A 24,765-nucleotide genomic window follows, 5' to 3' on the forward strand; every position below is an offset into this window, starting at 1 on the left:
CGATGCGGAGCCTGGATGTCGCTGTTGGCGCGCGCTGGATCGGCGAGCCGGGATGCGTTCGAGGCGGCGGCTCTGGAGGCTTCGCACTCCGCTTGCCGCGCTCAGCGGACGTAGTCGGGCCTGTCGATGTCGCTGATGAGGTCACGCTCGCGCGGCTGCCAGCCGAGGCGGGCCCGGGTCTCGGCGCTTGAGGCCGGCCCGTCACCCGCAACCCACATCGCGAGCCCGCCGAAGTGAGCCTGCGCGGCCTCGGGCGTCAGAGACGTCGCCGGCACGCCGACCTGGCGGCCGATCGCCTCGGCGATCTGTCGGAATGGCACGCCCTCTTCCGCGACCGCATGGTGCGCTTCGCCCGGGGCGCCGCGTTCCAGCGCCAACCGGAACACGCGGGCGGCGTCCAGACGGTGGACCGACGGCCAGCGGTTCTCTCCGTTGCCCACATAAGCGGACACGCCTTTCTCCCGAGCGACGGCGGCGAGCATGGGGACGAACCCATGACGTTCACCCAGCCCATGAACCGACCGCGGCAGGCGAACCACGCTGGCGTGGATGCCCCGTTCGGCGAGCGCGAAAGCCGTCTGCTCCGAGGCGCGTGGAAAGCCGGGGATCATCGGCGGTCGCGCGTCCTCGGTGAAGATCTCGCCGTCCGGCAGCAGCCCGAAGCCGCTCGTCACCACGATTGGCCGGGTGGAACCATCGAACGCTTCGCCGAAGGTCTCGATCGCCCGACGGTCCTCCTGTGCCAGCGTCTCGATGTCGGCGAGATCGAGGCCGAACGCCGTGTAGACGATCCCGTCGGCCTCGCTCGCCGCCCGCCGAAGGAGATCCAGCTCGGCAAGCGAGCCGACCAGCGGCCTCCCGCCGGCTGCAGCGAAGGCTTCGCCCTTGTCTCGCGAGCGAACGAGACCGGTCACCAAATGACCGGCGGCGATCAACTTGCGCGCGACGACCGATCCCACCCAGCCGTTCGCACCTGTTAGAAATACGCGCATGTCCGCAGCCTTTTCTGTATGCAGCGGCAACGGGATCGTCGCCGATGTCAGTCACTGACATATGGCGATGTCAGTCACTGACAAGAGGAGTGGCCGCGGTGGCAAGACTGCAGGACGACGTGCGGGGGCGTCTTCAGCGGGCAGCCTTGGACCTGTTCCGGGCGCAGGGTTTCGAGCGGACGACGGCTGCGGAAATCGCGGCGGAGGCCGGGGTGACGGAGCGAACCTTCTTCCGTCACTTCGCCGACAAGCGGGAGGTCCTGTTCGACGGCGAGGCGGTGCTGCGCGACGCTCTCACGGCCGCCCTCGCCGATGCGCCGGACGCTGAGGGGCCGATGGCAATGCTGTTTCACGCGTTCGACGCGGTGACGCCGGTGCTCGAAGCGAACCGTCCCTTCTCCGAACCGTGGCATCAACTGGTCTCGACCACTCCCGCCCTGCACGAGCGCTCGTTGGCGAAGACCGCCGCGCTGACGGACGCTCTGACGATGTCGCTACAGGCCCGCGGTGTTCCCGAGCATCGCGCAGCGCTCGCCGCGCGGGCGGGTATGGCGTCCTTCGTCTATGCCACACTGGCATGGCTGGAGGATCCGAAGCTGCCACTTGCCGAGCGGCTCGACCTTGTACAGCGAGAGCTGAAGGCCCTGGTTCGTGCGGACTGAAGAACGGATGCCACTCCAGACGGCCGGCAGATCCGGCGCGCCCTGTCGGTGTCAGATCAGCGCCATCGTCCAGGCGACGATGTCGCCGGCGGTGCGGTCGAAGGCGCGATCGAGGGCGGCAACGTAGTCGCCATTGGCGCTGCCACGCACCGGCTCGACCGTGTCGAAGACGCGGGTCGCCCGTACCACGCCATTGCGATCGTTCAGCATCTTCACGGCGATCTCGATCTTGGCCGAGCGGCCTCCGCCGGCCACGTCGATCTCGAACTGCCGGATTTCGGTGACGATCTGCCAGTCGATCGCCAGCCCCTGCCCCGGCACGCCGACCGCGCCGACGCGCCCGGTGTTCTCGAAGGCCTGGACGAGGCGCAGCTGCACCATGCGCGGCAGCCGGTCGCTCCACTGGCTGTTGCCGAGGAATTCGACCGTGTAGGGCGTCGGCTTCACAACGATATGGTCGCTGTCGAGGGTCTTGATCGCGGTTGGCTCGGCGATCAGCAGCTGCGCCCGGGTCGCGCCCTTCTGCGCGGCGGCGATTTCGGGCGCGGAGATCTCGTAGGTATCCGGCGGGGTCGAGAGCGAGGCGCAAGAGCACAGACCGGTCGCGAGTGCCGCGAAAAGCGCAGACCTGGCTGCTGACGTCATCGACTAAACCTCCACACATCCGGTTCCAACCGCGCGAGACCGGCACTGCCGAGCTGCACGCCCGTCCCGCGCGTCCGCAGCCGCACAGACACATACGAAGTTTTAAGCATTGGCGCGACCGGATCACCCGCAGCGGGCCCGAATTCGGGTCCGCTGTCACATATGCGCGTCATCCCGAGTCTCGCGAAGCGGTCACCGGCGAGTACGGCCGCCGAACTCCTTCACCTCGTCGCCGCCATAGATCAGCCGGCTTGGATTGTCGGAGAAGTCGGTCACCGCCCGCTCGATCCGGCCGACCGACTGGGTGATGGACCGAACGGCGCCGCGCACCTCCTTGAGCCCGTCGCCGGAGAAGCTCTGAAGGTTGGCGGCGATCGGGGCGATCTGCGCGCGCAGCGAGTCGGCGGTCTGGCGGATCGACTCCAGCGTCTTCGTCGCCTCCTCGCTCAGCCCCTTTCCATCGGCGCCCTGCAGGAAGCCGTTGGCGGTGTCGAAGACCCGTCCCGCCTTGATCGAGGCTTCGTTGAAGCTTCCTGTCGCAGCCTGCGCGTTGGAGATGATCCGGTCGATGTCCTCCTGCCGGTTGCCGATGTCGTTGGCGACGCGGGCAACCGAATCGGCGGCGCTGGCAATGTTGGTCGACGCCGCCGAGGCGTTGTCGATTGCAGTGCGCACGCTGTCCGGGTTGACCCCGGCGAGGATGCCGTCGATCCGCGTGCGGGTGCCGTTGAGGCCGGTCAGCGCCGTGTCGAGGCTGCCGGCAGCCTTGCCGGCATTGTCGATGAAGCTCTGGATCGCCTCACGCTTCTGGTTCAGCGCCGCCGTCACGCCCTCCACGTTGTCGAGGGTCGCGGAGATCTTCGCGCTGTCCACCGAGGTGATCAGCTTGTTCGCGTTGTCGATCGTCTGGTTCAGCTTGGCGCTCGCCTCGGTGGCGTTGGCCGACAGCGGCGTCAGGCTGGCGAGGAAGCGGTCGATGTCGTCCTGCTTCGCCGCGACCGTCCCGGTGATGCGTTCGATGTTGCCGGCGGCGTTGGATGCTGCCGCAATCGCGCCCTTGATCTGTTCGCTCTGACCGCCGACGGAGGTGGCGACGTCCGACACCCCCTTCGCCGCGGACGACACGTCGTCGATGGCGCCCGACACCTTCTGCGGATCGACGGAGGCGATCAGCCGATTGGCGCCGTCGACCGCCTGGTTCAGCTTGGCCGATGCCTCGTTCACGTTGGCGCCGATCGGCGCCAGATTGGCCATGAACTGGTCGATCTGGTCCTGCTTCGCCGCGACCGTCCCGGTGATGCGTTCGATGTTCCCGGCGGCGTTCGAAGCCGATGCGATGGCGGTTCGGATCGCCTCGCTCTGATCGCCGACCGACTGGGCCGCGCCGGAGATGCCGGCGGCCGCCTTGGAGATGTTGTCGATGGCGCTCGCCACCTCCTCCGGCTTGATCGCCGCGATCACCGTGCTGGCCGAGCCGAGCGCGGTGTCGAGCTTCGTCGCAACTTGGGAAGCGGTGTCGGAGATCGGGCCGAGATTGCCGAGGAAGCGATCGATCGCCGGACGATTCTGCTGGATCGCCTCGCCGACGCCCCCGACGCTTCTCGCCGCCGTCGAGATGTCCTGGATGGCTGCCTGGATGTTGTCGCCCTGGCCGCGCAGCGTGCCGGTGATCGAGGCGACGTTCTGCAGCGTGTCGCGCACCGCGTTCTGGTCCACCGCATCGAGCACGCCGCGCACCGACGTGAAGAGGTCCGGCAGGTCCTGCGCGACACCGTTGGCGGTGTCCGCGAGCCGGCTCGCGCTCTGCAGGAAGTTGTCGATGTTGCCCGAGTTGGCCGCGAGACTCGAGGTGAAGACCTCGACGTTCTTGGAGGTCTTGGCGATGTTGTCGGCGGTGACGTGGACGGCCGGGCCGACGTCGCCCACCATGCCTTCGAACTGGCCGAGGATGTTGTTGGCGCGCTCGGCGATGTCCTTGGCGGTCGCCAGAAGATCGGTGACGTCCGAGGGGTCGGCGGTGATGACCGGCACCGTGCCCTGCTGCTGGGCCTCTCGGATGATGTTCTTCTCGTTGACGTCGCCGCCCTTCAGCTCGATGAAGGCGATGCCCGTGAGGCCCTGGAAGCCGATGGTGGCACGGGTCGACTCGGTGATCGGGATGTTGCCGTCGACCTGGGTCGTGGCGATCACCACCCGCGGATTGTTCGGGTCGAGCCGCAGCTGGCGCACGTCGCCGACCTTCAGGCCGTTGAACAGCACCTGGCTGCCCTGGCCGAGGCCGGTCACCGACCCCTCGATGCGCACGATCATGTTGATCTGATTGCCGGTGTCGGCGACCTTCGCCGACCAGTAGACGAAGCCGAAGGCGGCCGCGAGCACGAGCAGCGTGAAGACGCCGACGAGGACGTAGTTCGCTCTGGTTTCCATTTCCGGCCTCCTTGTTATTGCGCCGCGGGAGCGACGATCGTGCGGGCGCGCTTGCCGTGGAAGTACGAGCGCACCCAGGGGTCGTCGAAGTCGAGCATGGTCTGCAGCGGCCCTTCGACGAGCACGCGCTTGCGGCCGAGAACGGCAATCCGGTCGCAGGCCTGATACAGGCTGTCGAGGTCGTGGGTCACCATGTAGACGGTGAGACCCAGCGTGTCGCGCAGCGTCATGATCAGCTCGTCGAACTCGGCCGCACCGATCGGATCGAGGCCCGAGGTGGGCTCGTCGAGGAAGACGATGTCCGGATCGAGCGCCAGCGCGCGGGCGAGCGCGGCACGCTTGATCATGCCGCCCGACAGCTGCGAGGGATACTTGTCGGCTGCGTCGGGCTGCAGCCCGACGAGGTCGATCTTCAGCCGCGCAAGTTCGTGCATCAGCGACGGCGACAGGTCGAGATACTCGCGCATCGGCACCTCGATGTTCTCGAGCACCGTCAGCGAGGAGAACAGCGCACCCTGCTGGAACAGCACGCCCCAGCGCTGCTCGACTGCCAGGCGCTCGGCATCGCTCGCCTGCTCGTAGTCGACGCCGAAGATCTCGATCGTCCCGCCCTGCTTCTGGTTCAGCCCCAGAATGGTGCGCAGGAGGACCGACTTTCCGGTGCCGGACGCGCCGACGAAGCCGAGGATCTCGCCGCGTCGCACGTCGAGCGACAGGTTCTCGAGCACCGTCTTGCCGCCGAAGCCGACGGTGACGTCACGGGCGGAGATGATGATCTCCTGCTCGCCCGTCGCCGCCGGCTTGGCGGTGCCAGTTGCCGGTTCAGTAGCCGATTGCTGCATAGAAGATCGCAAAAATGCCATCCACGAGGATGACCAGGAAGATGGATTTCACCACCGAAGAGGTGACGTGAAGGCCGAGGCTCTCGGCGCTGCCGCCGACCTTCATTCCCTCGGCCGAGGCGACGACGCCGATGATGATGGCCATGAAGGGCGCCTTGATGAGGCCGGCGAAGACGGTCGAGAAGTCGATCGCGCCGCGCAGGCGCTGGATGAAGGCCTCTGGCGGGATGCCGGAATAGATCCAGGTGGTGCCGATCGCGCCGCCGAGCGCCATGACGTCGGCCACGAAGGCGAGCAGCGGCAGGACCAGCGTCAGGGCGACGAGCCGCGGGAAGACCAGCACGCCGACGGGGTTGAGCCCGATCACCTGCAGCGCGTCCACCTCCTCGCGCATCTTCATCGAGCCGATCTCCGCGGTCACCGCGCTGCCCGAGCGCCCGGCGATCATGATCGCGGTGAGCAGCACGCCGATCTCGCGCAGCACCAGGATGCCGACGAGGTCGACCACGAAGATCTCGGCCCCGAAGTAGCGCAGCTGGAACGCGCCCTGCTGGGCGATGATGCCGCCGATCAGGAAGCTCATCAGCGCGATGATCGGCACCGCCCGAACGCCCATGCGGTCCATCTGGCTGATGATCGCCGCCGGCCGCAGCTTCGCCTTGCCGGTGACGCGCCGTCCCGCGCCGTAGATCGAGGCGCCGATGATGTTGACGCCGACGAGCGCCTCGCCGCCGATCGCGTGGACGCTGCGTCCGATCGACTCCAGCATCGGCACGAGACGCAGTCTTGAGGTCTTGGCCGGCGCCGGGCGCTCCCTCTCGGTCGCCCGGTGGACGGCGTCGAACAGCGGCTGGTTCGAGGTCGGAACACCCTCCAGACTGACCGTCGCGCCCTTCTCGCGCAACGCCCGCGCGAGGCGCTCGATCAGGAGCGCACCGGAGGTGTCGATCCGGCCGATGCCGGACACGTCGAGGCTGATCGTCTGCCCGAGTTCGGACTGCGCGGTGCGCGTCACCGTCGCCTCGATCGCGCCGATGGTGCGCGCCAGCCAGTCGCCGGCAAAGGCGACGGCGACGCCGCCGTCCCCGCGCTCGGCGGACAGGCTCGGCGCCGTCACCGGTCGCGCTGAAGCCAGCGGCCCAGCGTCGGATGCGGAATCGGCTGGGTCCAACATGGATCGGCGGCTTGACCTTCGAATCGAACTGGCGAAATCATCACGAACGCCGCCCCCAGGGCGCGGCCGGATGCCGGCACGCGCCGCGAAGCAGGCTCGCGCGCCGCCAATGGTTAAGGAAGCGCACCCCGCTTGTCATGACGGGTGGCCAACAAATCACTGAAGTGAAGGCTTTTTTTATGGCGCGTCGTCTTTCGGTAACAGTCGAGCGGTTTCCGCTCGCCACTGCCTTCGTCATCTCGCGCGGCGCCAAGACGGAGGCTGCGGTCGTCGTCTGCCGGATCGAAGACGGCGAGGCCTGCGGCCACGGCGAGTGCGTACCGTATGCCCGCTACGGGGAGAGCCTGGAGAGTGTCCAGGAGGCGATCGAAGCGATCGCCTCGGCGATCGGCGACGGCGCGAGCCGCGCCGAGGTGCAGACGCTGATGCCTCCCGGCGCGGCGCGCAACGCGGTCGACTGCGCCCTCTGGGACCTCGAGGCGAAGCAACAGCATCGACCGGTCGCCGAGATCGTCTGCGACCGGCCGGCCCGCCCGCTCGAGACCGCCTACACGATCTCGCTCGGCAGCCCCGCCGAGATGGCCGAGGCGGCACGCGCGGCGGCCGATCGCCGGCTCCTGAAGATCAAGGTCGGCGGCGACAACGACATCGAGCGGATCCGTGCCGTCCATGCCGCGTCGAACGGCGCGCGGCTGATCCTCGACGCCAACGAGGGCTGGACGCAGGACAATGTTCGCCAGAACCTGATGGCGGCTGCGGCCGCCGGCGTCGTCCTGGTCGAGCAGCCGCTGCCGGCCGGCAGGGACGCGATGCTCGCCGAGATCCCGCACCCCGTGCCGATCTGCGCCGACGAGTCGCTGCACGTCGCCGCGGACGTCGACGGGCTCGTCGGGCGCTACGACTTCGTCAACGTCAAGCTCGACAAGACCGGCGGGCTGACCGAGGCGGTCGCGCTTCTGCGGGCGGCGCGCCGCAACGGCTTCGGCGTCATGGTCGGCTGCATGGTCGGCTCCTCGCTGTCGATGGCACCGGCCGTCCTGCTCGCGCAGCACGCCGACATCGTCGACCTCGACGGCCCTCTCCTGCTGCGGCACGACAGGCCGCACGGGCTCACCTATTCGCGCTCGACCGTGTCGCCGCCATCGCCGGCCCTCTGGGGCTGAAGCTTCGGCCCTGCGCGCGCCGGCTCAGGCGACCTGACGGCGCGGCGTGGCGTCCCTGAAGCGGAAGGCCGCGACGTGGCGGGCGAGGCGCGCGGCGTGGTCAGCCAGTTCGCCGGCAGCCGCGGTCGATTCTTCCACCATCGCCGCGTTCTGCTGGGTGAAGCGGTCCATCTGGCCGATCGCGCCGTTGATCTCCGCGATGGTGTGGGCCTGTGAGCGCGACGCGCTCACGATGTCGCGCACCTCCTCGCGCAGCGTGGTGACGCGCTCCTGGATTCCCTGCAGCGCCTCACCCGTCTGACCGGAAAGATTGACGCCCTCCTCCACTTCCAGCGTCGCGCGGCCGATGAGGCTCTTGATTTCCTTGGCAGCCTCGGCCGAGCGCTGCGCGAGCAGGCGCACCTCCTGTGCGACGACGGCAAAGCCCTTGCCGGACTCGCCCGCCCGCGCCGCCTCCACCCCGGCATTCAGCGCCAGGAGATTGGTCTGGAAGGCGATTTCGTCGATCGTGCCGGTGATCTGGCTGATCTGTTTGGACGAATCCGCGACGGTTTCGATGGCCACGATGCTGCGCCGCACGATCGCAGCAGAATCGGCAGCGAAGCGATCCGCCTCGTCCGCGAGCGTGCTGGCCCGCCCGGCCCGTTCGGCCGTCGCGTTGATGCTCGACGAAATCTCGGACAGCGCGGCGGCGGTCTCCTCCAGCGAGGCCGCCTGGCGTTCGGTGCGCCCGGCGAGGTCGTTGCTCGCGCCCCGCAGCTCGTCGATACCGCCGTGCACGGCCTCGACCACGGTGCGCACCGCGGCGAGCGTGGCCGACAGCTTCTCGATCGAGCCGTTGAAATGCTCGCGAACCGGATCGAGCTCGCTGGCAAAGCGCTGGCGGATGTCGCAGCTGACGTCGCCATCGGCGAGCTGGCGCAAGCCTGTTCCCAGCGCGTCGAGCGCGGCCTGTATCTCCGCGGCCCGCCGGGCGCGTTCGGCGTCCGCGGCGATGCGCTCCCTCTCCTTTTCCGCAGCGCTGCGCGCGTCGTCCTGCCGGCGCTGCTCGGCGGTCCGTTCGGTGAAGACCGCGAAGTCCTTCACGGCGCGCGCCATCTCGCCGATCTCGTCCTTTCCGTCCGTGTCGACGCCGCCCATGTCGACGACGCCCGTGGCGAGCTTGCGCATCGCGACGGTCAGACGCCGGAGCGGCCGAACGACGAAGTGCACCGAGCACATCAGCACCCCCAGCATCACGGCGAAAACGGCGGCGAGGGCCGCGGCCGTCGCGATCATCCGCACGTGCGCCGACGCGCTGCGCGCCTCGGCTTCCTCCTCGATCGAGGCCAGCACGCGACCGGTGAAGACGTTCATCGTCTGGATCACCTGTGTCGCCGTGTCGAACCAAGCCCTGGGGTCGAGGGAGCTGAGATCGGTCGCCTGCCCCTGTTTCAGCATCTCGACGCGGAACTGCGCGAGCCGATCCCTGCCGGCGGCCTCGAGCTCGCCCTGCGCCGCGGCACGGTCCTCTGCAGGAAGCCAGCGGATGTAGCGGTCGAGGAGGAACTGCTCGCCGCCGGCCAGCGGCACGAAGGCGGCGAACGTCTGTGGCGTGAAGCGGCCGGCCGCGATCGCGCCGGCGCCCATGCCCCGCTCCTGACCCGCCAGTTCCTTGGCGAGGAGGATCTCTCGATAGACGTCGATCGTCTCGACGACCTCGCCGACGTGACCGCCGGCTGCCGTTGCGTCGACCAGACGGATCAGGTCGTCGATGACGCCGGTGTAATAGACGAAGCTCTCACCGCCGGTGAGGCTGAGAGCGTCCATCCGCTTGCGCAGATCGGGCAGTCGGGCAAGCGTCTGCTCGATCTTCCGTGCCTCGTCCGACAGCGTCGGCCGGCCGTCGGCGGAAAGCCGCGTGCGCACCGCAGACAGCAGCGGCAGCGTCTCGTCGGCCGCCTGTCGCGCGGCGCGCAGCTCCGCTGCGAACTTTGCGCCTTGGCTGCCGATGAAACCGGCCGAATTGCCGCGCTCGACCTGCAGGTTGCCGATCAGTCGTCCGATGTCGCCGAGGGTGGTCGTCGTCTGCAGCAGCTGCTGCATGACGCGGCTCTCCTCGCGTGCGCCGGATATCTCGCGTCCGCCGAGCAGCACGAGCGCCGCCATCGGCACGCTGAGACCGATCAGAAGACGGGTCCGGATCGAGACGTCGCTGACCTTCATGAACACGCACTCGCTTCCGATGCGAGCGAACTCGCACCACAGGTTGACGTCGATGACGGACACACCCTGGCGCGATCAGGTGAAATCGAAGTATATAACGGTCGATTAGAATTTTACTGAAGGTCACCTCAAGATCATCCGTCACCTTCCTTGACCATCTCTCGCGGTCCTCTGCCCGAGACGGATGAGGTCGAGCGGCTTTCCCCGGGCCTCGAGGATCAGCCGGCCGCGCTCGAGGTGTTCCGGACGCCGGGCAGATGCCGGTTGAACGTTTCGAGGAAGATGTCGGCGCAGGCTTCCCAGCTGAAGAGCTGGGAGCGCGCGAGCGCGGCTTCGCGGCTCAGCGTCAGGGCCCGCAGGCAGGCCTCCCGCAGGTCGTCCGACATCGCCCCCGCGGCCGAGGTGCCGATCACGTCGACCGGTCCCGGTTCATGGAAGGCCGCGATCGGCACGCCGCAGGCCAGCGCCTCGATCAGGACGATGCCGAAGGTGTCGGTGCGCGACGGGAAAACGAAGACGTCTGCGGCGCAATAGTAGCGGGTCAGGTCCTCCCCGACCTTGGCGCCGGCGAAATGCACCTTCGGATACCGCCGGCGCATCTCCTCCAGCTTCGGTCCGTCGCCGACGACCACCTTCGAACCAGGCAGGTCGAGATCGAGGAACCCCTCGAGGTTCTTCTCGGGCGCGATCCGCGACACGGTAAGGAAGATGGGCCCCGCAAGATCGAGCGGCACGGGCTCGATCGGCCGGAAGGTGCTGCGGTCGACGCCCCGCGTCCAGGTGACGAGATTGTCGAAGCCGCGTCGGCCGAGATCGCGGCGCATCCCTTCGGTTGGCACCAGGCAGGCGGCCGCAGGGCTGTGGAAGCGTCGCAGCAGCGCATAGGTGAAGGGCTCGGGGATCGGCGCGCGCTGACGCAGGTATTCCGGGAAGCGCGTGTGGAAGCTGGTGGTGAAGCGCCGGCCCGCGCGGATCGCCGCACGCCGGGCAGCGAAGCCGATCGGTCCCTCCGTCGCGATGTGGAGCGAATCGGGGTCGAACGCCTCGATGATCTCCGCCAGCCGGGACGAGCGCGCCAGCGCGAGCCGGATCTGCGGATAGGTCGGGCACGGGACGGTGACGAAATCCTGCGGCGAGACGACGCGCACTTCGATGCCCCGCGCGCGCAACTGATCGGCGAGACTGGTGAGCGTGCGCACGACGCCGTTGATCTGCGGATACCAGGCATCCGTCGCAATGAGGCAGCGCATCGGCCGGTCCCGTGCCTCAGGCCGCTTCCACGGTGTTCTCGGCGTCCGCCTTGCTCCAGCCATTGCGCGGCGCCATGACCTTGCGCTCGGCGAGCACCTCGGCCCAGCGAATCAGCTCGAAGGAGCCGTCGTGTCGCTCGGCAACGGCGGTGCAGCTCTCCACCCAATCGCCCGTGTTGACGTATTCGATGCCCGAGCGCTCGTTCATCACCGCATGATGGATATGGCCGCAGATCACGCCGTCGCAGCCCTGCCGCTGCGCCTCCTCGGCGAGCGCGGTCTCGAAGGCGCCGATGAAGTTCACCGCGTTCTTCACCTTCAGCTTGGCCCAGGACGAGAACGACCAGTAGGAAAACCCCAGGCGGCGGCGAACCCGGTTGAAAACGAGGTTGATGGCGATCGCCATGTCGTAGGCCCAGTCGCCGAGATAGGCGATGACGCGGGCATTGCGCACGACGATGTCGAATTCGTCGCCGTGGATCACCAGGAAGCGGCGGCCGTCGGCCGTCTCGTGCACGTCGTTCAGCTTCACCTCGACGCCGCCGAAATGCTCGCCGGGGAAGTCGCGCAGGAACTCGTCGTGATTGCCGGGGATGTAGACGATGCGCGAGCCCTTGCGCGCCTTGCGCAGCAGCTTCTGCACGACGTCGTTGTGTGACTGCGGCCAGTGCCAGCTGCGCTTCAGCCGCCAGCCGTCGACGATGTCGCCGACGAGATAGATGGTCTCCGCGTCGTGAAGGCGCAGGAAATCGACCAGGAGATCGGCCTGCGCGGCCTTGGAGCCCAGATGGACATCGGAGATGAACAGGGTCCGGAAGTGCCGGGCGGCCGGGGCTTGCGGTGTGTTTGACATCTTGACGCCGTTTCCGCCTTTAGCTCGCTAAGGGGCATCTCGAAGGGCTTGCCCGATTCACATTGCACTCGTGTGACGCGCAGGACGCCGAGCCTCACCGCCCATAGAAAACCTCCGGTGGCTTGCCGTATACCGGCCGCGCCAATAGAAGCGCCGAAATCTGGGGAGAATTACGATGTCAGACGGCCAGAAGACCGACGCGGCGCCGGCCCTGAGCGAACTCGACGAGCAGGCGCTCTTCTACCACCGGTATCCGAAGCCCGGAAAACTGGTGATCGAAGCGTCGAAGCCCCTCGGCAACCAGCGCGACCTGGCGCTCGCCTATTCGCCCGGCGTTGCGGCGCCCTGCCGGCAGATCGCCGCCGATCCGTCGAAGGCCGCGGATTACACCAGCCGGGCCAACCTCGTCGGCGTCGTCTCCAACGGCACGGCGGTGCTCGGCCTCGGCAATATCGGCCCTCTCGCCTCCAAGCCGGTGATGGAGGGCAAGGCCGTCCTGTTCAAGAAGTTCGCCGACATCGATGTCTTCGACATCGAGGTGGACGCGCTCGAGATCGAGCGCATGGTCGACGTCGTGGCCGCGCTGGAGCCGACCTTCGGCGGCATCAATCTCGAGGACATCAAGGCGCCCGAGTGCTTCGAGATCGAGGAGCGCCTGCGCAAGCGCATGGGCATCCCGGTCTTCCACGACGACCAGCACGGGACGGCGATCATCGTGGCGGCGGCGGTGCGCAACGCGCTGATGTTGGCCGGCAAGGACATCGCGGAGGTGAAGATCGTCACCTCCGGCGCCGGTGCCGCTGCGCTCGCCTGCCTCAACCTCCTCGTCTCGCTCGGCGCGCGAATCGAGAACATCCTGTGCACCGACATCGAGGGCGTCGTCTACACGGGACGTCAGGCGCACATGGACCGCTGGAAGGCGGCCTATGCCAAGGACACCTCGATGCGCACGCTCGCCGAGGCGATCGAGGGCGCAGACGTCTTTCTCGGTCTATCGGCCGGCGGTGTCCTGAAGCCCGAATACCTTGAGAAGATGGCCGACCGGCCGCTGATCCTGGCGCTCGCCAATCCGACGCCGGAGATCATGCCCGAGCTCGCGCGCGCGGTGCGTCCGGATGCGATGATCTGCACCGGCCGGTCGGATTTCCCGAACCAGGTGAACAACGTCATCTGCTTCCCCTTCATCTTCCGCGGCGCGCTCGACTGCGGCGCGACGACGATCAACGAAGAGATGAAGATCGCCGCGGTGGACGCCATCGCGGCCCTGGCGCGCGAGGACGTGTCGGAGGTGGCGGCGCAGGCGCTCGGCGCCGAAACGCCGATCTTCGGACCGGACTACCTGATCCCCTCGCCCTTCGACCCGCGGCTGATCCTGAAGATTGCCCCCGCCGTCGCCAAGGCGGCCGAGGCGACCGGCGTCGCCGGCCGGCCGATCGTGGACGTCGACGCCTATCTCGATCGGCTCAACCGCTTCGTCTACCGCTCGCGGCTGATCATGAAGCCGGTGTTCCAGATCGCGCGCGATTCGGGCAAGCGGGTCATCTTCGCCGACGGCGAGGACGAGCGCGTGCTGCGCGCCGCGCAGGTGATGCTGGAGGAGCGGCTCGGCGTCCCGATCCTGATCGGTCGCCCCGGCGTCATCACCAACCGGCTGGAGCGCTACGGGCTGAAGATCCGCCCGAAGACCGATTTCGAAGTGGTGAACCCGGAGGACGACCCGCGCTACCGCGATTACGTCGATCACTACTTCTCCAAGGTCGGTCGCAAGGGCGTGAACCCGGACACCGCCCGCACCGTGGTTCGCACCAACACCACGGTGATCGGCGCCATCGCCGTGTCGCGGCGCGAAGCGGACGCGCTGATCTGCGGCCTCGAAGGGCGCTACGCGCCGCACTTGCGCGACATCCGCCAGGTGATCGGGCTCGCCGATGGCGTCTGCAAGTTCGCCGCCGTCAGCCTGCTGATCTCGCCACAGGGCTCGAAGTTCTTCCTCGACACCTATGTCCAACGCCAGCCCTCGGCCGAGGAGATCGCCGAGATGACGCTGCTCGCGGCGGCCGAGATCCGGCGCTTCGGCCTGACGCCGAAGGCGGCGCTCGTCTCCCACTCCAATTTTGGCACGGACGAGACCGACGAGACCAAGAAGCTGCGCATCGCGCTGCAGCTGATCCGCGAGCAGGCGCCCGATCTCGAGATCGACGGCGAGATGCACGGCGACGCTGCGCTGTCGGAGCCGCTGCGCCGCCGGGTGATGCCGCACACGACGCTGACCGGAGAGGCGAACCTCCTCGTCTTCCCCAATCTCGATGCGGCGAACATCACCATGAACGTGGTCAAGGCGATGACCGATTCCCTGCATGTCGGCCCGATCCTGATGGGCGCGCGCTCGCCGGCGCACATCCTGACGCCGTCGGTCACCTCGCGCGGGATCGTTAACATCGCTGCGATCGCGGTCGCCGAGGCGGTGCAGCGCGGCAGCTGATCACGCCCCGGCGCGACACGGTCCTGAGACGCGCCGGAACGAACCTCGAAGCGTCACGGCGAATGCGAGGGCGTGGCGACATCCCCGCCCTTCGCGGGCCCTGCGGGTTGCCGCAGGATGCGGGTGTTTGCCGGCGTCGCGGTGGGCTTACCCCTCTTGTCGAGCGGCGGCCGCCGTGAGCCGCGCCACGGCGCGGTCCCGGCCGATCAGCGGCAGGAGCTCGCTCATCTCCGGGCCGTGATCGAGCCCGGTCAGGGCGAGCCGCAGAGGCATGAACAGCGCACGCCCCTTGCGGCCCGTCAATTCCTTCACCTTGCCGGTCCAGGCCTTCCACGCCGCGCCGTCCCAGGGCGCCGGCGGCAGCAGCGCGGCGGCACTGCCGAGAAAGACGGCGTCCTCGCCGGCCGGCGCCGTCGGAGGTACCGCGCCGTATACGACGTCGCGCCACAGTGCTGCATCGGCCACGCGGGTGCAGTTGCCCCGCACCGCCAGCCAGAACGCCTCCGCCTCGGCGTCCGGCACGCAAAATGCCCTGAGACGCTCGGCGGCCGCGGCATAGGGCATGGCGTGCACGAGGTCGGCATTCAGGCGATCGAGCTCGGCCGGGTCGAACTTCGAAGCGGAGCTGCCGCCCTCGGTGAGGTCGACTCGCGCGGCCAGTGCGTCGAGGTCCGGCAGCGCCTCGATCGCCCCTGGCAGACCGACCAGCGTCGCAAGTGAGGCGACGGCCATCGGCTCGTAGCCGTCCTGGCGCAGGGCACGCAGCGACAGGGCGCCGGTGCGTTTCGACAGGCCCTCCCCATCGATCGTGGTGATCAGGTTGTGATGCCCGAACACCGGCACCGGCAGGCCCAGCGCCTCGAAGATCGCGATCTGCACCCCGGTGTTGGTGACGTGGTCGTCGCCGCGAATGACGTGGGTGATGCCGAAGGCGCCGTCGTCCACCACCGAGGTGAGCGTATAGAGGTAGCTGCCGTCCTCGCGCACCAGGACAGGGTCGGAGAGCGAGCCGAGATCGACCGTCTGCCGGCCGCGCACGAGGTCGTCCCAGTGCAGCTCTGTCCGTTCCGGCCGTGCCGGATCGTCGGTGAAGTTCGGGAGCCGGAACCGCCAGTGCGGACGTCGGCCCTCGGCTTCGTGAGCCGCACGCTCCGCCTCGGTCAGACGAAGCGCTTCGCGCCCATAGATCGGCGGCAGGCCGCGCGCCATCTGCCGCTTGCGCCGGCGCTCCAACTCCTCCGGCGTCTCCCAGCATGGATAGAGCACGCCGCTGGCCCGCAGGGAGTCCGCCGCCGCGTCGTACTGCGCGAGACGGTCCGACTGGCGCTCCACCCAGTCGGTGGCGATGCCGATCCACCGCAGATCCTGAAGGATCGCCTCGGCATATTCCGGCTTCGAGCGCTGGATGTCGGTGTCGTCGAAGCGCAGGAGAAAGCGGCCGCCGTATCGGCGGGCATAGAGCCAGTTGAACAGCGCCGGGCGCAGATTGCCGATGTGCAGGAAGCCGGTCGGCGACGGCGCGAAGCGGACGGTCGGGATCATGCCCGGGAGGTATTCAAAAGACGCTGCGGAGGCAATCGGCGATGATCATGCAGGTGCAGCGAACGCGCCTGCACGCCACCCTTCAACTCACACCAGCGCCGAAGCGAGCAGCCAGCCATACGCGAGAAGGCCGGCGACGAGCAGTGGCACGCCGATCCACAGCTGGCGCCGGGCATAGCGCCGCTCGGCCCCGCCGGCGCCTTGAAGAGCCGCGCCGCCGGCGGCGGCGGCCGTGCCGCCGCGACGCTTGAGGCGCCACGTCACCAGGCCGTAGCGCAGGAGGAAGAGGAGTCCGACCAGCACCAGCATCGGAGCCAGCGAGGCGAGCGGAGGGAGTTCCCCGTCCGTCATGCGCGAGCCCTCGCTGGCGACACCTGGCACCCCGCGGCTGTGCACTTTTCAATCACCATGACAAATCCTCAGCCCTTCGGCACTTTTTTCTGTCAAGAAAGTTTGCCAGATACCACGTCGTCGTGCCGTCGTGGTTCCACCGCACAGGGATCGCCGGCCAGCGCACGGAGTGAGTGTGTACGATATCCTGAATCTCATCAGCGAGTTCGGCCCCGTGATCGTCTTCGCGGGCACCTTCGTCGAAGGCGAGGTGTTCGCGATCGTCGGCGGCTTTCTCGCCTATCGCGGTATCTACTCGCTCGAGTTCATCGCGCTCCTGGCCTTCGTCGGCTCGTTTCTCGGCGATCTCGCGGTGTTTCTCTTCGCGCGCTTCTTCAGCGGTCACCGCTGGGTGGCACGATGGCGCGCGCGGCCGAAATTCGCCAAGGCCCTGAAGCTCGTCGAACGCTATCAGGCATTCTTCGTGATCGTGAACCGCTACATCTACGGACTGCGCGTGCCCGGGCTCATCGCCCTCGGCATGTCGAGGATCAGTCTCACGCGGTTCCTCGTGCTGAACTTCGTCGGCGCGGCGATCTGGGCCGGCCTGTTCACGTCGATCGGCTTCGTCTTCGGCTATTCGATCGGCTCGGTCTTCGCCCAGCTCGAGCTGATGGAGCGGTCGCTCGGGATCACCCTCGGCGTCATCGCGGTCGCCCTCGCCGGCTGGTTCGCGTGGCGCCAGTGGGGGCCGGTGTTCGCCCGGCGCATCCTGCCGCGACGCCGTGGCAGCGAAGGCCATGACGGCCTCGTGCGGATCAAGACGCGGGCCGAAGGCGTACCCGGCGGCTCCTCGGAAGACTGAAGGCGGCGCGCCTCGAACTGCGAGGCATCCGGGCGGCCCTCGCCGGGCAGCGCGGCAAGAGAACCGGTCCGGCGCAGGTGACCGATCACGACGTCTTCGGCGCAGCGATGTCGCCAGCGCCGTCCGCGCGCCGGATCCGCAGGCCGGGGATGCCGGGCCGCCTTGCGGGCAGCCCGAGGGCCGCCGTCAGAAGTTGACGGCCTTGCGCGCCGGCACCGACTCACGGTCCTTCTTCAGAAGCTCGGCGACGAGGAAGGCGAGTTCCAGCGCCTGCGTGGCGTTCAGCCGTGGATCGCAGTGGGTGTGGTAGCGGTCGGACAGATCTTCCGCCGAGACCGCCCGCGTGCCGCCGGTGCACTCGGTGACGTCCTTGCCGGTCATCTCCACGTGGATGCCGCCGGCATGCGTGCCCTCGGCATGGTGCACGTCGAAGAAGGACTGCACCTCCGCCAGGATGCGGTCGAAGGGGCGGGTCTTGTAGCCGTTCAGCGTGATCGTGTTGCCGTGCATCGGATCGCAGGACCAGACGACCTTGCGGCCCTCCTTCTGCACGGCCCGGATCAGCTTCGGCAGATGTGCCTCGACCTTCTCGTGGCCGAAGCGGGCGATCAGCGTGAGGCGGCCGGGAATGTTGTCCGGGTTCAGCTTGTCGATCAGGCGGATCAGGCCGTCCGGCTCGAGCGAGGGCCCGCACTTGAGGCCAATCGGATTGCGGATCCCGCGGCAGAACTCGACGTGCGCGTTGTTCTCCTGACGGGTCCGGTCGCCGATCCAGATCATGTGACCGGACGTGGCGTACCAGTCGCCGGAGGTTGAATCGACGCGCGTCAGCGCCTCCTCGTAGCCGAGCAGCAGCGCCTCGTGGCTGGTGAAGAAGTCGGTCTCGCGCAGCGACGGATGGCTCTCGGCGTTGATGCCGATCGCCCGCATGAAATGCATCGTCTCGGAGATGCGGTCGGCGAGCTGGCGGTAGCGCGCGGCCTGCGGGCTGTCGGCGAGGAAGCCGAGCATCCAGGTGTGGACGTTCTCCAGGTTGGCGTAGCCGCCCTGCGCGAAGGCGCGCAGCAGATTCAGCGTGGCGGCCGACTGCCGGTAGGCCATCTCCTGGCGCTCCGGGTTCGGGATTCGCGAAGCCTCGTCGAACTCGATGCCATTGATGATGTCGCCGCGGTAGGACGGGAGCGTCTGGCCGTCGCGGGTCTCGTCCGGGTTCGAACGCGGCTTGGCGAACTGACCAGCGATGCGCCCGACCTTCACCACCGGCGAGGACGCGGCGAAGGTCAGCACCACCGCCATCTGCAGGAAGGCGCGGAAGAAGTCGCGGATGTTGTCGGCGCCATGCTCGGCGAAGCTTTCGGCGCAGTCGCCGCCCTGCAGCAGGAACGCGCGGCCCTCGGCGACCTCGCCGAGCGCGCGCATCAGCTTGCGGGCCTCACCTGCAAAGACCAGCGGCGGAAAGGTCGACAGCCGCTTCTCGGTTTCGGCGAGCGCGAGCGGATCGGGATAAGCCGGCACCTGCTCGATGGGCTTCGTGCGCCAGCTGCCGGGGGTCCAGTCCATGCTCATTGCCTCTCCTCGCGAGAGCCTCCGCCTCTGCCGTGCCGATCGCTGTCTGGGTTGCAGGGGCGCGAGACGTTCGTTCGAACCGTCGCGTCCAAAGGCGGGCTTATAGCACTCCTGCCGGGCTTGTCATCCCGCCCGCGCATCCGTGACGCTTCAGCATGGCACGATGTAGCTGACGCCCCGCTCGGTCAGCAGCCGGTCGAACAGTTCCGCCTCGCCCGGATGCAGCGCCACCGAGCGCGGGTAGCGCGGGGCGAGCCGGTCGAGCAGCACCTCGGCCTCGAACCCGTCGGTCTCGTCGACGAAGCGGCGCAGGCCCTTCTCGCCGTAGAGGCCGAAGAAGCCCTGCATGACCGCATCGAGATAGGACTGGAGGATGATGCAGGACACGTCCTCCGCGGTCGGCTCGTCGCGGGACGCCTCGTAGATGAAGAGCGGCACCCCGGCCGCCGGCCCGTGCTCCACGCTGACCCGGGCGGGCTGCACCAGCCGGCGCTTGTATCCCGCTTCCCGTTCGTCCACCGCCGGCAGATGGTCGGCGTGATCGAAGACCACCACGCCCTCGGTCTCGAACTGCGCCTCCGGCCGCACGGTCAGCAGCGCGACCGGCGGGATGCTGCGCGGCATCCAGAAGCGGCGCCAGCCGCGGACCCGCGCCCGCCGGATGGCAAGGAACTTCGTGCGCAGGGTCAGCCGGTTCACCAGCGACCCGTAGCCGAAGTAACTGACGACCTTGCCCTCCTCCAGGAGGCGGCGGAGATCGGGGTGATCCTCGTGGACAAGCATGAGTCGCAGTTTACGGAAACTTCCAGCGAGGGGAAGCATCGGCGACGCGAAACCGTCACACGCGATCGCCGCCCTCGAGCCGATAGCTGGGCTCGTACATCGTGACGAGCTCCTCGGCCGCGGTCGGATGCAGCGCCATCGTCGCGTCGAACTGATCCTTGGTCAGACCGGCCTTCACCGCGACGCCGAGCACCTGCGCGAGTTCGCCGGCGTCGGGACCGAACACATGCGCCCCGACGACGCGCTGCGTCGACCCGTCGACGACGAGCTTCATCAGCATCCGCTCCTGCCGACCGGAGAGCGTGTTCTTCATCGGCTTGAAGGACGCGCGGTAGATATCGACGCTCGCGAACGCCTTGGCGGCCTGCGCTTCGGTGAGGCCGACCGTGCCGATCTCGGGTTGCGAGAAGACCGCCGTCGGAACCGTGTCGTAGTCGGGCTCGGTCGGATCGTCGTGGTAGAGCGTGCGGATGAGGCACATCGCCTCGTGGATCGCCACCGGCGTCAGCTGCAGGCGATGGGTGACGTCGCCGACCGCCCAGATGTTCGGGGCACTGGTGCGCGAATACGCATCGACCACCACCGCGCCGCGGCTGTCCAGGGTCACGCCCGCCGCCTCGCAGCCGAGGTTCTCGGTGTTTGCCTTGCGACCGATCGCCAGCATCACCTCGTAGGCGTCCAGAATCTCGCCGCAGGCCAGATGCGCCTCGAAGCGGCCGTCCGGCTTCTGGATCACCTCGCTCAACGTGTCCTCGCAGCGGATGTCGATCCCCTTGGTGACCATCGCCTGGTGCAGTTCGTGACGGATGTCGTCGTCGAAGCCCTGCAGGATCTCCTTGCCGCGGTAGACGAGTGTCACCTGCGAGCCGAGCCCGTGGAAGATGTTGGCAAACTCGACGGCGATGTAGCCGCCGCCGAGGATCACGATCGCCGGCGGCAGGCGCTTCAGGTGAAACGCCTCGTTGGAGGTGATGCAGTGCTCGGCGCCGGGCAGGCCGGGATGCGGGTTGGCGCGCCCGCCGACGGCGATGACGATCTGGTCCGCCGTCACCGTCCGGCCGCTGTCGGTCAGCCGGATCTCGTGCGGGCCGACGAGCTCGGCGCGCGACATCAGGATCTGCGCGCCCGCCTTCTCGACATTGGCGCGATAGATGCCCTCCAGCCGTTCGATCTCCCGATCCTTGTTGGCGATCAGCTGGGCCCAGTCGAACTTGCGCTCGCCGACGCTCCAGCCGAAGCCGGCGGCGTCCTCGAAGCTCTCCGAGAACTGCGAGGCGTAGACCATCAGCTTCTTCGGCACGCAGCCGCGGATGACGCAGGTGCCGCCGAAGCGGTACTCCTCGGCGATGGCGACACGCTTGCCCAGCATCGCCGCCCGGCGCGCCGCGCGCACGCCGCCCGAGCCGCCACCGATGACGAAGAGGTCGTAGTCGTAGCTGCCGTCAGTCACCTTGAGGTCTCCCGAAAAGCGACGAGCGGCACTGAGGCCGCTCGCGAGGTCGTCACGATCGAGGCAATCAGGCCGAGATCACTTGGTCGGCGTCGCGCCGGCTGCCGGCGCCTGCGGTGCAAGCGCCTTCATTCCGGCTGCGGCCTTGTCATGCAGGTCGCGCAGGATGCCCTTCGTCCAGACGTCGGCCGACGACATCATCTCGTTGGTCGCGACCGGTCCGAGCTTGATCAGCTTCTGGCCCGCCTCCGAGGTGTAAAAATCGGAGATCTGCTTCAGCTCCTCTTCGGTGAAGAGCTTGGCGTAGATCCGGGCGATCTCGTTCTCCAGATCGGCCCGCCGCGGCGCCAGCGCGAGCGCCTCCTTGTCGACCATGTCCGAGATCTCCGTCTGGAGATTCGGGTTGTTGATGATCAGCTCCGACTTGGTCTGAGTGGCAGCGTTCAGAAGGATGTTGTCGAACGGCTCGGTGGCGCCGATGGCCTCGACCGCCGCCCGCGCGGCAGCAAGATGCGACGGCGTGACGTCCTGCTCCTGCGCATGGAGCGGCGCGACGGCAAGGCTAGCGGCGAGAACGACCGCGGCGATCGCGCCGTTGCGCATCTTGGGGCTGAACAGCATGAAGGTCATGACTCCATCGGATGGGGAATATGTCGGCTGCCGCCGCTCCGTTGCGGGGGTGAGTAGCCCTTGGCGGGCGCCCGAGGCAAGCCCCGCGCACGGCCCCTTGGCATCCCGTCAGGGCAAAGGGCCCAAGGTTTCGACGCCGTCCTGCGAGGCGATGACCGCCATCGTCGCAAGGCCAAGGAACAAGCCATGCTCGACCACGCCCGGCACGGCATGCAGCGCCAGCGACAGGGCTTCTGGATCGGGAATGCGGCCAAAAGATGCGTCGAGGATGAGGTGCCCGCCATCGGTCTCGAAGGCTTCGCGCCCACGCCGGCGCAGGTCGATGGTCCCCGACAGCCCGAGGCGGTCGGCGGCGCGTTCGATCGCGATCCGCGTCGACGCAAGACCGAAGCGGTTGACCTCGATCGGCAGCGCGAACGTGCCGAGCGCCTCGACCAGCTTCGCGGCGTCGGCAATCACGATCATGCGGGCCGAAGCGGCGGCAACGATCTTCTCGCGGAGGAGCGCCCCGCCCCCGCCCTTGACGAGGCGGAGCGCGCCGTCGAGCTCGTCAGCCCCGTCGATGGTGAGGTCGAGTTCCGGCGTCTCGTCGAGCGTCGTCAGGGGGATCGACAGGTCGCGGCAGAGCGCCGCCGTGCGCTCCGATGTCGCGACGCCGACCACCGCGAGCCCGGCGGCCACGCGCTCGGCCAGCAGCGCCACGAAGGCCTCGGCCGTCGAGCCCGTCCCGATGCCGAGGCGCATACCGGATTCGACGTGCTCGAGAGCGGCGGCAGCGGCGGCCGTCTTCAGCGCTGCGACATCCATCTCCGGCGGCCTCTCAACATCGACGACCGTCGGTGTGTAGAATCTTTCAGGGTCCTCGGAAAGCTTCCGCCGCCCCGCAAGCCTGCCTCTCCGTGCGAAATCGGAACGCGAGCCGCGTCGCGTCGACGGCGTCCGGCGTGCCGGCCGGGCGGCACACGAACCGCGACGAACGCTTGACCCGCAGCCGGACAGGACGCATCCCTCGCCCTGACCGCACGGCGCCGCCGTCCGACCACGAAAGGTGTTGCTTGCAGCCGATCGCCGTCTTCGATCTCGACGGGACCCTCGTCGACACCGCCCCGGACCTCACGGCGAGCCTGAACCACTGCCTGCGCCATGCCGGCATGCAGGAGCTCGAGGTCGACACGGTGCGCCCGCACGCCGGCCACGGCTCGCGCGCCATGCTCCTGGAAGCTTACCGGCAGGCGAGCCGGCCGCTCGTCGAGCCGGAGCTGACCGAGCAGCAGCAGCGCTTCCTCGCCTTCTACGAGGCCCATATCGCGGTGGCCTCCCGTCCCTTTCCCGGCGCGGTCGGTGCACTCGATCGGCTGGGCGCTGATGGCGTCATCCTCGCGGTCTGCACCAACAAGACCGAGCGCCTCTCGCGCCTTCTGCTGGCCGAGCTTGGGCTCGCGGAGCGCTTCGCGGCGATCTGCGGATCGGACACCTTTGCCCGGCGCAAGCCCGATCCGTCGCATCTCCTCGGCACGATCGAGAGGGCCGGCGGCGACCCGACATGCGCCGTGATGATCGGAGACACGGCGACCGACACGGAAACGGCCAAGGCGGCCTCCGTGCCCGCCATCCTCGTCACCTTCGGCTACGATCCGGGCGAACTCGCCCGGCGCACGGCCAGCGCCCGGATCGAAAGCTTCGACGCGCTGGACCTGGCGCTCCTGCACGGTCTCCTGCGCGTCGAAGGGCCTCAAACGCCTCCGGCACCGCCGGCTCCGAACCGATCTTTTGGAGGTTGACGCGCAGCCGGCACCCGACTTATATCGCGCCACCCCACGGACCGCCTGAAGGCGATGCCGGGAGGGCGCGTAGCTCAGCGGTAGAGCACTACGTTCACACCGTAGGGGTCACAGGTTCGAACCCTGTCGCGCCCACCATGACTTCCCGATCTTCGACCGTCGTGCCGTCTCGTGCCATGCGGCAGCTGCCATCGACGGCGTGGTAGCGGCGCTCGCGCCGCAGACCGCGCGAGCGTATCGATCAAAGGACCGCGCGCTGGGGTGCACGACTTGCAGGCTTGCAAGGGCGGCCCGGCGACGCCGGCGCTTACTTCCCTGCCGCGAGCGGCAGCCGCTGCCCCGAGTTAGCCGCGGACATGGCCGGCATTCGCGAAGACGGACTGACCACCTCGATCCGCCGCGGCTTCGGCATGTAGAACCGCAGGAAGGACCGGACCGTCAGGATGGACAGCCGGCGGGCCAGCGTCAGGACGACCCCCCACCGCAGAACGCGGGACTGCTCGTCCGGCTTCGGCGTCAGCGTGACCGGCACCTCGGCGTAGCTGCGCACGCGCTGAAGCAGCGTGACCAGCGTCACCAGGTGATAGGAGTAGTCGGGCGGCGTCCTCACCTTCCGGGCCTCGGCGACGGGCCAGACATAGAGGCTGTGGCCATCCTTCAGCTGGCAGCGCGTCGTGAGGCGGAGCTGAAACGTGCAGATGCGCGACAGAAGTCGCCGGATCGGGATTCGCGCCGCCGGGTTGGCACGATAGGAGATGATCATGTCGGCCTGGCCGACCGCCTGGAACAGGCGGTGGACTCCGGAAGGCTCGAAGGCGCGGTCGCCGGGCACCAGCGTGAGGTTGGCAAAGCGCGCCTGCGCCAGTCCGGCGCGATAGGCTGCCCCGACGCCGCGATTGACCGGGAAATGGATGACCGAAATCCGGGGATCGGCGGCGGCGAGCCGGTCCGCGATCGCCCCCGTCCCGTCGGTCGAGCCGTCGTTGACGATGATGATCTCGAAGGCGTCGAGGGTGGCCTCCGCTGCCTCCACGGCCTCGAGCGTCGTCTGCTCCAGCCGCTCTTCCTCGAAATAGGCGGGTATGACGATGCTAAGTTCACGGCGAGCGTCGGATCCAGTCAT

21 protein-coding genes and 1 tRNA gene are annotated in these 24,765 nt (G+C 68.2%); 6 read left to right on the forward strand and 16 right to left on the reverse strand.

All coding sequences use genetic code 11. The annotated features are described in order from the left end of the window. Window positions 1-101: 101 nt before the first annotated feature. The gene (locus NPA30_RS11435; protein WP_256802800.1) at window positions 102-992 is read right to left on the reverse strand and encodes an SDR family oxidoreductase; all 891 of its coding nucleotides are present in this window, start codon (window positions 990-992) and stop codon (window positions 102-104) included. A gap of 146 nt (window positions 993-1,138) precedes the next feature. On the opposite strand from NPA30_RS11435, the gene NPA30_RS11440 reads away from it, so the two are divergent. Beyond that, window positions 1,139-1,654 carry a TetR/AcrR family transcriptional regulator gene (locus NPA30_RS11440; RefSeq protein WP_256802801.1) on the forward strand — a complete coding sequence of 172 codons (516 nt, stop codon included), beginning with the start codon at window positions 1,139-1,141 and terminating at the stop codon, window positions 1,652-1,654. Between the two features lie 51 nt (window positions 1,655-1,705). Here the strand turns inward: NPA30_RS11440 and NPA30_RS11445 are convergent, their stop codons facing one another. The 4 genes from NPA30_RS11445 to NPA30_RS11460 all read right to left on the reverse strand — a co-directional run bounded on the left by NPA30_RS11445 (window position 1,706) and on the right by NPA30_RS11460 (window position 6,742). Further along, on the reverse strand, window positions 1,706-2,299 hold the full coding sequence (locus NPA30_RS11445) for an ABC-type transport auxiliary lipoprotein family protein (RefSeq protein WP_256802802.1): 594 nt from the start codon (window positions 2,297-2,299) through the stop codon (window positions 1,706-1,708). 192 nt (window positions 2,300-2,491) lie between these two features. Continuing rightward, on the reverse strand, window positions 2,492-4,726 hold the full coding sequence (locus NPA30_RS11450) for an MlaD family protein (protein ID WP_256802803.1): 2,235 nt from the start codon (window positions 4,724-4,726) through the stop codon (window positions 2,492-2,494). A 14-nt stretch (window positions 4,727-4,740) separates the two neighbouring features. Beyond that, window positions 4,741-5,568: an ABC transporter ATP-binding protein gene (locus tag NPA30_RS11455; RefSeq protein WP_256802804.1), complete on the reverse strand. Its 828-nt coding sequence runs from the start codon at window positions 5,566-5,568 to the stop codon at window positions 4,741-4,743. Continuing rightward, complete coding sequence (locus NPA30_RS11460) at window positions 5,549-6,742, reverse strand: ABC transporter permease (RefSeq protein ID WP_372338789.1); 1,194 nt, start codon at window positions 6,740-6,742, stop codon at window positions 5,549-5,551. The genes NPA30_RS11455 and NPA30_RS11460 overlap by 20 nt, the downstream gene beginning before the upstream one ends. 179 nt (window positions 6,743-6,921) lie before the next feature. Here NPA30_RS11460 and dgcA point away from each other — a divergent pair, with 179 nt between their 5' ends. Beyond that, window positions 6,922-7,905, forward strand: coding sequence for an N-acetyl-D-Glu racemase DgcA (gene dgcA, locus NPA30_RS11465; RefSeq protein ID WP_256802806.1), 984 nt, complete (start codon window positions 6,922-6,924; stop codon window positions 7,903-7,905). 24 nt (window positions 7,906-7,929) lie between these two features. On the opposite strand, the gene NPA30_RS11470 is transcribed toward dgcA, so the two are convergent. The 3 genes from NPA30_RS11470 to NPA30_RS11480 form a co-directional block, all read right to left on the reverse strand. Further along, on the reverse strand, window positions 7,930-10,110 hold the full coding sequence (locus tag NPA30_RS11470; RefSeq protein ID WP_256802807.1) for a methyl-accepting chemotaxis protein: 2,181 nt from the start codon (window positions 10,108-10,110) through the stop codon (window positions 7,930-7,932). 218 nt (window positions 10,111-10,328) lie between these two features. After that, a complete protein-coding gene (locus NPA30_RS11475; RefSeq protein ID WP_256802808.1) occupies window positions 10,329-11,360 on the reverse strand; it encodes a glycosyltransferase family 4 protein in 1,032 nt (343 codons plus the stop codon). A 16-nt stretch (window positions 11,361-11,376) separates the two neighbouring features. Beyond that, on the reverse strand, window positions 11,377-12,213 hold the full coding sequence (locus NPA30_RS11480; RefSeq protein ID WP_256802809.1) for a UDP-2,3-diacylglucosamine diphosphatase: 837 nt from the start codon (window positions 12,211-12,213) through the stop codon (window positions 11,377-11,379). Between the two features lie 175 nt (window positions 12,214-12,388). Here NPA30_RS11480 and NPA30_RS11485 point away from each other — a divergent pair, with 175 nt between their 5' ends. Then, window positions 12,389-14,695, forward strand: a complete 2,307-nt coding sequence (locus NPA30_RS11485; RefSeq protein ID WP_256802810.1) for an NADP-dependent malic enzyme — start codon at window positions 12,389-12,391, stop codon at window positions 14,693-14,695. A 147-nt stretch (window positions 14,696-14,842) separates the two neighbouring features. Here the strand turns inward: NPA30_RS11485 and NPA30_RS11490 are convergent, their stop codons facing one another. Continuing rightward, window positions 14,843-16,237, reverse strand: a complete 1,395-nt coding sequence (locus tag NPA30_RS11490) for a glutamate--tRNA ligase (RefSeq protein ID WP_256802811.1) — start codon at window positions 16,235-16,237, stop codon at window positions 14,843-14,845. Between the two features lie 87 nt (window positions 16,238-16,324). Further along, window positions 16,325-16,588: a hypothetical protein gene (locus NPA30_RS11495; protein WP_256802812.1), complete on the reverse strand. Its 264-nt coding sequence runs from the start codon at window positions 16,586-16,588 to the stop codon at window positions 16,325-16,327. 175 nt (window positions 16,589-16,763) lie between these two features. Between NPA30_RS11495 and NPA30_RS11500 the strand changes: the two genes are divergently transcribed. Continuing rightward, window positions 16,764-17,432, forward strand: a complete 669-nt coding sequence (locus NPA30_RS11500; RefSeq protein WP_256802813.1) for a DedA family protein — start codon at window positions 16,764-16,766, stop codon at window positions 17,430-17,432. Between the two features lie 186 nt (window positions 17,433-17,618). Here the strand turns inward: NPA30_RS11500 and NPA30_RS11505 are convergent, their stop codons facing one another. From NPA30_RS11505 to rpiA, 5 genes are all read right to left on the reverse strand, one after another. Continuing rightward, window positions 17,619-18,998, reverse strand: a complete 1,380-nt coding sequence (locus NPA30_RS11505; protein ID WP_256802814.1) for a class II 3-deoxy-7-phosphoheptulonate synthase — start codon at window positions 18,996-18,998, stop codon at window positions 17,619-17,621. Between the two features lie 150 nt (window positions 18,999-19,148). Further along, entirely contained in the window at window positions 19,149-19,781 is a 633-nt protein-coding gene (locus NPA30_RS11510) for a gamma-glutamylcyclotransferase (protein WP_256802815.1), read from the reverse strand. Between the two features lie 55 nt (window positions 19,782-19,836). Continuing rightward, on the reverse strand, window positions 19,837-21,231 hold the full coding sequence (gene gor / locus NPA30_RS11515) for a glutathione-disulfide reductase (RefSeq protein WP_256802816.1): 1,395 nt from the start codon (window positions 21,229-21,231) through the stop codon (window positions 19,837-19,839). A 78-nt stretch (window positions 21,232-21,309) separates the two neighbouring features. Further along, complete coding sequence (locus NPA30_RS11520; protein ID WP_256802817.1) at window positions 21,310-21,861, reverse strand: DUF2059 domain-containing protein; 552 nt, start codon at window positions 21,859-21,861, stop codon at window positions 21,310-21,312. 108 nt (window positions 21,862-21,969) lie between these two features. Further along, window positions 21,970-22,668 carry a ribose-5-phosphate isomerase RpiA gene (gene rpiA, locus NPA30_RS11525; protein ID WP_256802818.1) on the reverse strand — a complete coding sequence of 233 codons (699 nt, stop codon included), beginning with the start codon at window positions 22,666-22,668 and terminating at the stop codon, window positions 21,970-21,972. Window positions 22,669-22,916: 248 nt separating this feature from the next. On the opposite strand from rpiA, the gene NPA30_RS11530 reads away from it, so the two are divergent. Both NPA30_RS11530 and NPA30_RS11535 read left to right on the forward strand, forming a co-directional pair. After that, on the forward strand, window positions 22,917-23,642 hold the full coding sequence (locus NPA30_RS11530) for an HAD-IA family hydrolase (RefSeq protein ID WP_256802819.1): 726 nt from the start codon (window positions 22,917-22,919) through the stop codon (window positions 23,640-23,642). Between the two features lie 63 nt (window positions 23,643-23,705). Beyond that, window positions 23,706-23,780, forward strand: a tRNA-Val gene (locus tag NPA30_RS11535). A 169-nt stretch (window positions 23,781-23,949) separates the two neighbouring features. On the opposite strand, the gene NPA30_RS11540 is transcribed toward NPA30_RS11535, so the two are convergent. Next, entirely contained in the window at window positions 23,950-24,765 is an 816-nt protein-coding gene (locus NPA30_RS11540; RefSeq protein WP_256802820.1) for a glycosyltransferase family 2 protein, read from the reverse strand.

It is taken from the genome of Mangrovibrevibacter kandeliae (genome assembly GCF_024519155.1).
Taxonomy (GTDB): domain Bacteria; phylum Pseudomonadota; class Alphaproteobacteria; order Rhizobiales; family Rhizobiaceae; genus Mangrovibrevibacter; species Mangrovibrevibacter kandeliae.